We start from the raw sequence: 8,983 nt of genomic DNA, 5'->3' as shown, positions 1-8,983 counted from the left end.
GACTTCAGTCGCCAGCCGGTGGGGCTTGACCCAGGACTTATTCGCGCTAACAGAGTTTTTTGCGGCTTACGACTTCGATATTCTTGCCGCTCCAACACGCCGAGAGCGCGAATCTGTCGAGAAACGATTGCTTAGCACACCTGCCGTGACGAGCGCCTACAACGAGTATGTTGCTGAGATCGAGAGTCTAAAGCGGCTCATGATGAGTCAATTCAAGTACGTGAACCGGAAAGGCGATGGTCAGACAAGCGGCGCGATCCTCGACTTGTCGCCGGACTTGGTATATTTGGTATGCTGCTGGTCTTAGGTGTAGTAGCCGTCCCAAGCTTCGCCTTACTGGCTGCCTACCTATGGGCGTTGATCGCCGAGTACGTCTTTGTCAGTAAGCGCCGCATGTCGGTCATCATGCTCCTCATATGCGCGTTCGTAGTTACGGGCCCATTCGCGGTGATCATTGCATGGCTGACACCAAGAAGGCAGGCACCACAGATTCCCTAAGCCTGGGGAGATAACGAAGCATTGGAGGGGAAGGGGAGCGAAGGAGGAGGCTGCGCGGTAGTTAAGACAGGTGACTTACCCGCAGCAGCTGGCCAGCAAGATCAGGCTGGGCGACTATCGCAGCCTGGCCGACAAAGTCCGGATCGTAGGTGCAGACGATGATGCCCGCGTGAGAGGGAGACTCGCGATGCAGCCGGATGAAATGCTTGCGGTTGATCATCAGCTACGCGGCCTCGTTCTCGGCGATCTGCGCCGCAATCTCCGCGTGGTGCGAGCGGCCGTAGGCCCAGGCGTTGGCCAGGTCCTCGGCGCGCATGGCCGGGTAGGCCCGCAGCAGATCAACCTCGCTCGACCCGAGCTTGCGGGCCTGGACGAGCACCCACACCGGGATGCGGGTGCGCACAACACACGGCTCCCCGCCGCTCACGCCGGGCGTGGCCTCGATGCCCGGAAACGCATCGCCGAGGTCGCGCACGACCCACTGGAGCACCTGGGCCTTCTCGGCGCGGCTGATCTGCGGGAGCAGACGCTCAATGTCCTGGATGGCGGTCATGGTGATCACCTGCATAGAGGCGTGAGGTTTCGTTTCGTGTAGGCACTATAGCAGGCACGGTGGCAGTATGAAGGACTTCGACACATCGGCGCTGGAGTCCGGCCTTTCGGCCAAGCTCCCCGCCGACCAGCGGGCGGTCGCCCGTCATCTGGCCGAGCTGCTCGCGGCGATTGCCGAGGGTCAGATCAGCCAGGACCAGGCCCAGCAGCGCATCGCTACGGAGCCCGCGCTGGCCCAGGCATTGCGCGCCCTGGCCGGCCAGCACGTTCCCGGCGCCGGCGCGCTGATCTCGTTTGGCTCAGGCAGCCAGCTCGGTGATGTGACCATCGGCGACGTGGTTGGCCGCGACAAGATCGAGGTCAAGCTCGACCTCGGCAAGCCGGGGCTGGGTCGGCGGAATATGCTGATCATCGGCGGCGGGCTCGCCCTGATCATCGCGCTGACGGTCGCGATCCTGCTCCAACAGCGCGGCGCAAACCAGGATCGCATTCGCCAGACCCGCGCCGCGATCAACGCCGATGTGATCACGAATATTCGCAACCTCGACGCGCAGCTCCTATTTGTCCAGCAGACCCTTGCCCTGGCGCCGAGCGCCACGGCAACTGAGTCGCAGCGCCAGTTTATCGGCGAGGGCCAGATTGCGAGCCTGCGGCAGGCTCTGGCTGGGCGGCCACTCCGGGACGATCAGAGCGCGGCCTATGCACAGTCGCTGATCTCTAGCGGTGCAGACGCCTCTGATGTCAAGAGCTTCTACAGTGATCTCGCCTTCACGCGTGATGCCGCAGAAAGTCTGCTGGTAAGTATGGCTGACCGCATCCGGCTGCAGCAGGCGGATCAGGCTCGCCTGGCGCATGCGCAGCAGGTGATCGATCTCGACGCTCGGCGCTTCCAGAATCTGGTGGCGATCACCTATATGAGCGGGCTCAACGTCCTGGCCCGATCTGGCTATAGCGCTGCGGATGCGCAGGCCCAGCTGCGCGATCTCCTCGTTCTTGAGCCACGAATCCTGCCCGATACATCCACGATCGAGGCCCAGCTTCTGGAGCTGACTCAAGCCCAGGCCGATCTCGTGCGTGAGCGGCTCACACTGGCCACCGAGTCCCTCGACGCGCTCGCCAGCGATCAGGCGGTGCATCCCACTGACACACCTGCGGATGTCGCCAGTAAAGCCATCGCCCTGCGACGGACTGGCGAGGCCGAGGTGGCTGCAGCGATCTTCACCTACTACGGCGAGCAATTTGCTGCTGAGGACCCCACCGCAGCACTGTACGGCCGGGTTGGCGCGGCGTTCAGCCAGCAGATCGGCGCGCTGAATGTCGTCGGCGGTGGGTATATCTTTCAGGTGCGATCCCAGAGCCCAGCCGCCCAGGCCGACTTACGCGAAGGCGATATTATCATTGATGTGAGCGGCACGACCACTGAAACGAATGTGGCCGTGACCGATGCGTTGGGCAAACTGGCGGCGGGCACTCCCGCCGTGTTGACAATCCTCCGCCTTCACGCCGATCAGACCTTCGAGCGCCTCGTTGTCACGATTGCGATTCGACCACTTGGCATTGGGCTTATGCCCATCTAACAAGGCTTCACGCGTCATATTCTTCCTGAAACGGGCATGATTTGCCTTCTCTCAGGGTGTTAAAGGGCACGTTTGTGACCGAGATGCTCGGGTATGATGGCTGGAGATAAGCGCGTTCCACAAGTATCTCTACATCGGGTAATAGCTAGTAACGCCAGGGAGAGACGATAGTGGCAGGCCGTAATGCGACCCCCAAAGCAGCACAACATCGACACAAAGGGCTACACGATGCAGACCGTCACCGCACGCAACTTCACCCGACTTGCCCTCTCCGACAAGGAGTCGTCTGTCGTCCTGTTCGCCGACGACTCGCCCGCGAGCCGATCTGCCGAGCAGAAGCTGAGCGGGATGGCGGAGGCTTTCGCCGGGCCAATCCGCTTCCTCTACTCCGACATCGACCGTGACCCGGAGCTTGCCAGCGAGCAGAGGGTTCATCGGGCACCCACGCTCGCTCTCTTCACCGGTGGGCGCGAGCGCTGGCGGACCGAGGGGCGGATTCAGGCTAGCCAGCTTGACGCGTTGCGCCGGATGCTGTTTGTTGGGGCGGCTCCACAATCACCTGCACAAGCCCCACATCAGCGCCGCATCCTTCGCGCCAGGGCTCAGCGGGCCGCGCAGCAGGCGGCTAGCGCACAGACACTCAGGGGCCACCATCATGTACGCTTGCGCGGGCGCCCCGAGCATGACTTTGAGGAGCAGGTGATCATGCCGCTGCTGACCGCGTGGAACCTGCCAAAGCAGCCGCAGGCTCCGTGCCGTCTCCCTGGCGAGACCTCCTATCGACGCCATATCGATGTGCTCGTCTACACCGAGGATAATCGGCGCTTGCTCACCCTCTTTGAGAACAAGGCCATGATTCGCGGGAAGATCAGCCTGGATCGCGCCGTCGCCCAGGCCAACGCCTACGCCCAGTCACGCCGGCTGCCCTCCTTCGTGATCGCCGCCCCCGAGGGGCTCTGGGTCTACAGCCGGCCGAATGGTAAGCCCCGGTTCGAGAAGAAATTCAGCCCTGAGGACGTCGATGTTGGGGCACCACAGGTGAAGCAGCTGTTGATCGAGCTCAGCCGCCGGCCTTGGGCGGCGACAGGCAACCGTCATACTATAGCAATACGTGGAGACCGCAATGGGTGACTGCTACGAGAACGAATCGATGCCAGCGCAATCTCCCCCAAAGCCCCTTCGCATCGTCGCGTGGAACATTCAGCAGGGCGGCGCCGCCCGCGCGCCGGCTATCGCGGAGCGCCTGACTGAGTGGCAGCCCGACATCTGCATACTCAGCGAGTACCGCAACACCGATGGCAGCAAGCGCCTCCGCGCGCACCTGGACAGCCTTGGGTTGATCCACAGCCTGAGCACAGTGCAGGATGGGGACTACTGGCAGCAGTATGGGCTTCTCCTTGCCTCGCGCTGGCCGTTGACACCGCTCGATGTGGCTCTTGATGGTATACCATATGCTACCATACCTGCCATCCCTGTCGCCCACCCACGGAGGTAGCCGATGCGCGATGAGACGGTGACCTACGCCCGTACCTTCGGCCAGATCATCGACGACCTGGTCGCGACGCTGACCGGGCTGGACGACGCGGCGCTGAACGCCCCGATCAACCTGGAGGAGGCGAATACCATAGCTGCCCTGGCGACCCACACGGTCGCCGCCGGCGAGTTCTGGACGCTGGTGCTGGTCGGCGGCCAGCGCATCCCGCGCGACCGCCCGGCCGAGTTTCGGGCCGTGGCCAGCGGCCCGGAGCTGATCGCCCGCCTCCACGCCTGGCGGGCCGCCCTCGACGCGCTGCTGCCAGATCTGCCCGAGGCCGCCCTCGGCCCGACCCCGCCGCCGCCGGCCGAGTACGGCTTCACGCCGGTGCGCAATGGCGAGCCGCTGACCGGGCGGGCCTGCCTGCTCCACGCCATTGAGCATAGCGCCATGCACCTCGGCCACCTGCAGCTCACCCGCCAGCTGGTGCTGGCGCTGCGCGACGGCGGGCTGCCGGCTGCGGGCGCGGCGTGAGCCCCCGCAGGGGCGGTGGTCGCGCACCCTGGCCCGGCCCGCGCCTCGCGGCGGTGGCCGGGCTGATCGGGCCGCTGTACCTTGGCGGAACGATCGTCACCCTCACCCTGCGCCAGGGTGCGTTCCTGCGCGCCCTGGGCTGGGACCCGCTGCGTGCGCCCACGGTGGACTGGCCGAGCGGCCTGGCCCTCAGCCCCGAGGGGGGCTGGATGATCGCCGCCTTTCTGATCTCAGGCGGGCTGCTGGCGATCCTCGCGGTTGGGCTGCATCACCACCTGGCGCGCAGCGGGCCACCGCTCTGGGGGCCACGCATGCTGGGCAGGGCCTGCCCGGCTTCAGCGCCGAGCCCGAGCTTGGTCGGGCCGGCTGGTCGGCGGGCCTGAGCGTGCAGCGGATGGAGCAGCCCGGCGAGCATGGCCCGACCATTCGCTACGCCGTTACCTGGCCGGATGATACCGCCACGCGGGCTGCCCTGGATGGGCTCTGGCGGATCTTCGCGGCGGCCCGGGTCTACCGCCAGCTCGGCACCGCCCAGGCCGAGGCGAGCTATCGCACGCTCTTCGCCGGCGTGGCCGTCGGCCTGGGCTGGCCGCAGGCCCTCGACTCCGCCCTGGCCGACACATTGGCCGACCAGCTTCAGGTAATCGCCCGCGACGAGCTGCGCGCGCTGCTGCTCCTGCTCGACCACCCCGATGACAGCACGGCCCTGACGGATGCGCTCGTGAAGATGCTCAATGGGCTGGCCGGGCCGCGCCAGAGCGCCCATCTGCTCCAGCTGCGCCTGGTGGCCCCGGGGATTGACCCGGGCCGCCCGAGTGCTCTGACCAATGAACAGATTGAGGCGGTCTTTGGAGCGCCTGCCCAGCTGTATGTGCCGCCGACCGGCCTGTTCGCCCGCCGCCTGACCGCCTTTGTCAACGAGCAGGGCCTGTAAGATGGCTACCCCAACGCCAACCGAGCGGCGGGCCTACAGCCTGATGCAGGCGCGCATGCTGGCCCTGCTGCTGCGCTTCAGCAGCGGCGAGTACCGCAAGCTCTTCGCCAAGCAGGAGGGGTTTCAGCGCGAGCCGGATGTGCTGGAGATCTACCGTGACCTGGGCGTGCTCTTCCACCTGCGCGACGAGCTGTTCGAGCACATCCTGCCGCGTATCCTGCGCCGGCTCAGCTTCGTCGCCCCGCGGCGCATGGTGGTCGAGGAGCCGCCGGGGCGCGGGCGGATCGACTGGGAGCGCACCCTGGCCGCCACCTGGGCCGAGCGGCCCGGCGAGCCGCCCCTGGAGCTGCACGGGCGCCAGAGCCTGCGCGACTTCGCCACCCCTGAGAACCTGCTTGTCGTTGCCACCCTGCTGGAGTACCGCGCCGATGTGCGGCGCATCCTGCTCAGCGACGCGGTCGGCAGCGCCGACGAGGCCCTGCGCCACCCGCTGCAGATGATCGTCGAGCGCTGCGAGCGCGAGCTGGCCTTCCCGCAGCTGGCCGGCATCCGCGCCACCGCCCAGCAGATCCTGGAGGGAGCCGCCGGCGGAGTTGAATCCCTGGGGCAGCGGGTCGCCCAGGGCGCCATCCCCGGCGGCAACAGCGCCTATGACGACCTGCTGGCCTGGCGGCGGCGCTACCGCGAGCTGGGCCTGCTCCAGCGCCTGGAGGCTGCCGCCCCCGACGAGACCCTGGGCGTCAACCCGCGCCGCGACAACCGGCTCTACCAGCTCTGGATCGTCTGCGAGCTGGCCGACCTGCTGCTGCGCGAGGGCAAGCTGATCGCCGACGCCACTGCCCTGCCGATGCGGATTGGCTTCCGCTGGGGCGCGGGCGATGACGAGCGGCGCTATGAGCTGCTCCACGACCGGGGTATCCCCGAGCAGCCGAAGGTCTGGCGCAGCGAGCCGACCGACGGGCCAGTGCCCGGCGTGCGCCCGGACTACTATCTGCGCCGGATCGACCCGCCGATGACCACCGTAGGTGCCCAGAACGACCCGGCATGGCGCGAGCCGGGGGTGATCTGGGACGCCAAGTACTACCGCGAACGTGACCGCAACCGCGCCCCAGGCGAGCCAGTCAAGCGCATGCTCGCCGACCTGGCGCTGACTGGGGAGCGGTGCGGCAGCCTGCTCTTCGCCTTCCTGCGCGCCGAGCCAGGCGATGCTGCTGACGTGGCCGGTGGCATCGACGGAGCGCTGGTGCAGCGCCTACAGCCACTGGGGACGGGCGCCCAGCAGATCGACCCGGAGACCCAGATTGCAGTGCTGGGCCTCTGCCCCGACCAGCCGACCGAGGCGACCCAGCGTATCCTGGCCGGGCTGCTTGATCAGGCTCACGTGACCCTACGCACGCCGTTGCGCCCGACATGCCAGGGCATCTTCCTCGACGCACTGAGCGCCGAGGGGCGGCGACTCGTGGATCGCTGGGACGAATCGATTGACGCCCCAACCAGCGACCTGCTGATCTGCCCCAAGCCCCACATCGGGCCGTGGCGGATCGACCTGGTTAGCCGGAAGCAGCACTGCTGCAGTGACCCGCGACTCTGCCATATCGTCGGGCAGGAGGGTGCGAAGCGCCCGGTGCGCCCCCCGCGTGACGCGCGCGATCTGGTCGAAGAGCTCGGGCATATCTTCGAGGGAGATGACCGTGACCATCTACAGGAAGAAGATGTCAGCGCGATCGCCCGCACCGTCGAAGGCCTGACCCGCCACTTCGCCGATCGCCTGGGCGTCTTTCGCAACATCGCGGTCTATGAGAACCGGCTGCGCGATATGGGCATGGAGCGCGCGCTCGACCACCTCAACCGGCCCGAGCGCGAGTCGCTGGCGCTGGCACTCTTCCTCGTCGAGCAGCTCGACTCGATCGGTGCCAAGGACTTCTCGGCCCCGGCCATCCACATCTCCAGCGTGCTGGAGATCGAGATCCAGCGCCGGGTGTTCCGCTGCCCAGGGCTCGTCGGCCAGGCCGCGTGGCCCAAAAAGCAGACCCTCGGCCTGCTGCCGTTTATGCGCTGGAAGCCGCACGAGACCGAGGGCGACTGGGAGCGCATCGTGGCCTTCGTCAGCCCGCAGTGGGACGGCGCGGTGGTCCGCGATGACCCGAGCGCGATCATCGACTTCCCAACCTTTGTCAAAGCTGTGGACACCGTCGCCCAGCTGCGCAACAAAGCCGCCCACACCCACCCAGTCTCGCGCGACGAGTACCGCAATCTGTTTGGCCTGGTCTGCCAGGGTGGACCGTTGCGGATCGGCGCGCTGAACGTGTTGGTGCTGGCGTGGCGGAACGATGGTCGGATAGGCTAACAAATGTGGGTGCCCGCCTCCAGCGCCACCACGGGCGCTGCGGCGCTGCGCCGGAGCCATCGTACGGCACAGTTGATCTCCGTCGGTGATATGCTATCACCAGTGCTGGCACCAGTGTCAGCACTGATGCCAGCACTGGTGATAGCACTGGTGCTAGCTCTTTCGCAGGGCTGCAAAAGTTTGCACGCTTCCAGAGGGGCAGGAATCAGTGATAGGTGCGCTGTTTTCCTGCAAAAACTGGTTTTGCCAAACATTTGCAACGACGCATTTCCCAATGCGCGAGCCGGCCTACCTCGGCTCGCTCAGCCCTCCCCCACAATCCGCCCGCCGAGGTGGGCGTGGTAGGCGGCACCGCGGGCGACGATCAGCTGGGGCTGGGAGAAGCGCACGTCGTCCTGGATCTCGGCGTCGCTGCGGGCGCCGGGCGCATCGTACTCCTCCAGGTAGTTCGTCAGCGGGATCTCGACGGTTGGGAAGGCGCGAAGCAGCGCCGGGGCCACCGCCCAGGCGCCGCCCCCGCCCAGGAGCACCCGCCCCAGCCGCCGCCCGTCCCCCCACAGCCATCGCGCCGTCAGGAGAATCGGCTCCGCCCCGGCCATCAGCGCCGCCGTCGCCCCCGCCGGCAGCGCCCAGCTGCCGCCGCCCACGTCCCGCCACACCCCGCGACCCGGGTAGCGCACCAGCTGCTCATCCATCGCCCGCAGCGGGAAGTCCAGCCCGTAGGCGTCGTGTACCTGATCGGCAAGCTGCGCCAGCGCATCGCGCATGCCCCACCCCACCGGCACCTCCGTCACCAGCTGCCCGGCCTCAATGATCGCCACGCTGCTCTCGGCGTAGCCGACATCGATCACGCCGCTGCGCTGGGCCACGCTCTGGTGGGGAGTCGCCTCGCGGTAGCGCAACGCCTGCTCGTACCAGCGCGCAGTGCTGATCGCCAGCGCCGGGGCCAGCACCCCGAGCGCGGCCACCGTCACCCCCGCCTGCGCCAGCCCGGCCTGCACGGCCGCCAGCGCCGCCGCCTCCCGCGCCGCGTCCATGCGGAGCGCCGCCGGCAGCGCCACGCTCAC

Annotated in this window: 11 protein-coding genes; 8 read left to right on the top strand and 3 right to left on the bottom strand. The window is 67.1% G+C overall.

Features of this window, described 5'->3' with window-relative positions; all coding sequences use genetic code 11:
* Positions 1–307 (top strand): hypothetical protein (locus K2Z83_RS18440; RefSeq protein ID WP_220596662.1); only part of this gene is annotated, 307 nt, incomplete at its 5' end.
* Between the two features lie 252 nt (positions 308–559).
* Here the strand turns inward: K2Z83_RS18440 and K2Z83_RS18435 are convergent.
* Positions 560–718 (bottom strand): hypothetical protein, encoded by a 159-nt coding sequence (locus tag K2Z83_RS18435; RefSeq protein WP_220596661.1) that lies wholly within the window; start codon positions 716–718, stop codon positions 560–562.
* Positions 719–721: 3 nt separating this feature from the next.
* Positions 722–1,066, bottom strand: coding sequence for a DUF433 domain-containing protein (locus tag K2Z83_RS18430; protein ID WP_220596660.1), 345 nt, complete (start codon positions 1,064–1,066; stop codon positions 722–724).
* Positions 1,067–1,118: 52 nt separating this feature from the next.
* Between K2Z83_RS18430 and K2Z83_RS18425 the strand changes: the two genes are divergently transcribed.
* The 7 genes from K2Z83_RS18425 to K2Z83_RS18400 all read left to right on the top strand — a co-directional run bounded on the left by K2Z83_RS18425 (position 1,119) and on the right by K2Z83_RS18400 (position 7,916).
* A complete protein-coding gene (locus K2Z83_RS18425; RefSeq protein WP_220596659.1) occupies positions 1,119–2,627 on the top strand; it encodes a PDZ domain-containing protein in 1,509 nt (502 codons plus the stop codon).
* 183 nt (positions 2,628–2,810) lie between these two features.
* The gene (locus tag K2Z83_RS18420; protein WP_220596658.1) at positions 2,811–3,758 is read left to right on the top strand and encodes a co-chaperone YbbN; all 948 of its coding nucleotides are present in this window, start codon (positions 2,811–2,813) and stop codon (positions 3,756–3,758) included.
* Positions 3,751–4,122 carry an endonuclease/exonuclease/phosphatase family protein gene (locus tag K2Z83_RS30010; RefSeq protein ID WP_370650205.1) on the top strand — a complete coding sequence of 124 codons (372 nt, stop codon included), beginning with the start codon at positions 3,751–3,753 and terminating at the stop codon, positions 4,120–4,122. The genes K2Z83_RS18420 and K2Z83_RS30010 overlap by 8 nt, the downstream gene beginning before the upstream one ends.
* A gap of 3 nt (positions 4,123–4,125) precedes the next feature.
* Positions 4,126–4,635 (top strand): DinB family protein, encoded by a 510-nt coding sequence (locus K2Z83_RS18415; protein WP_220596657.1) that lies wholly within the window; start codon positions 4,126–4,128, stop codon positions 4,633–4,635.
* Complete coding sequence (locus tag K2Z83_RS18410) at positions 4,632–5,018, top strand: hypothetical protein (protein ID WP_220596656.1); 387 nt, start codon at positions 4,632–4,634, stop codon at positions 5,016–5,018. Before K2Z83_RS18415 ends, K2Z83_RS18410 begins: the two co-directional genes overlap by 4 nt.
* An 11-nt stretch (positions 5,019–5,029) precedes the next feature.
* A complete protein-coding gene (locus tag K2Z83_RS18405; RefSeq protein ID WP_220596655.1) occupies positions 5,030–5,569 on the top strand; it encodes a hypothetical protein in 540 nt (179 codons plus the stop codon).
* Between the two features lies 1 nt (position 5,570).
* Positions 5,571–7,916 (top strand): hypothetical protein, encoded by a 2,346-nt coding sequence (locus tag K2Z83_RS18400; RefSeq protein WP_220596654.1) that lies wholly within the window; start codon positions 5,571–5,573, stop codon positions 7,914–7,916.
* A gap of 302 nt (positions 7,917–8,218) precedes the next feature.
* On the opposite strand, the gene K2Z83_RS18395 is transcribed toward K2Z83_RS18400, so the two are convergent.
* A partial coding sequence (locus tag K2Z83_RS18395; protein ID WP_220596653.1) for a hypothetical protein occupies positions 8,219–8,983 on the bottom strand: 765 nt, incomplete at its 5' end.

The sequence above is a fragment of the Oscillochloris sp. ZM17-4 genome, from assembly GCF_019599295.1.
Lineage (GTDB): Bacteria > Chloroflexota > Chloroflexia > Chloroflexales > Chloroflexaceae > Oscillochloris.
Note: the sequence above shows the minus strand (reverse complement) of the source record. Positions and strands in the feature narration are given on the sequence as shown.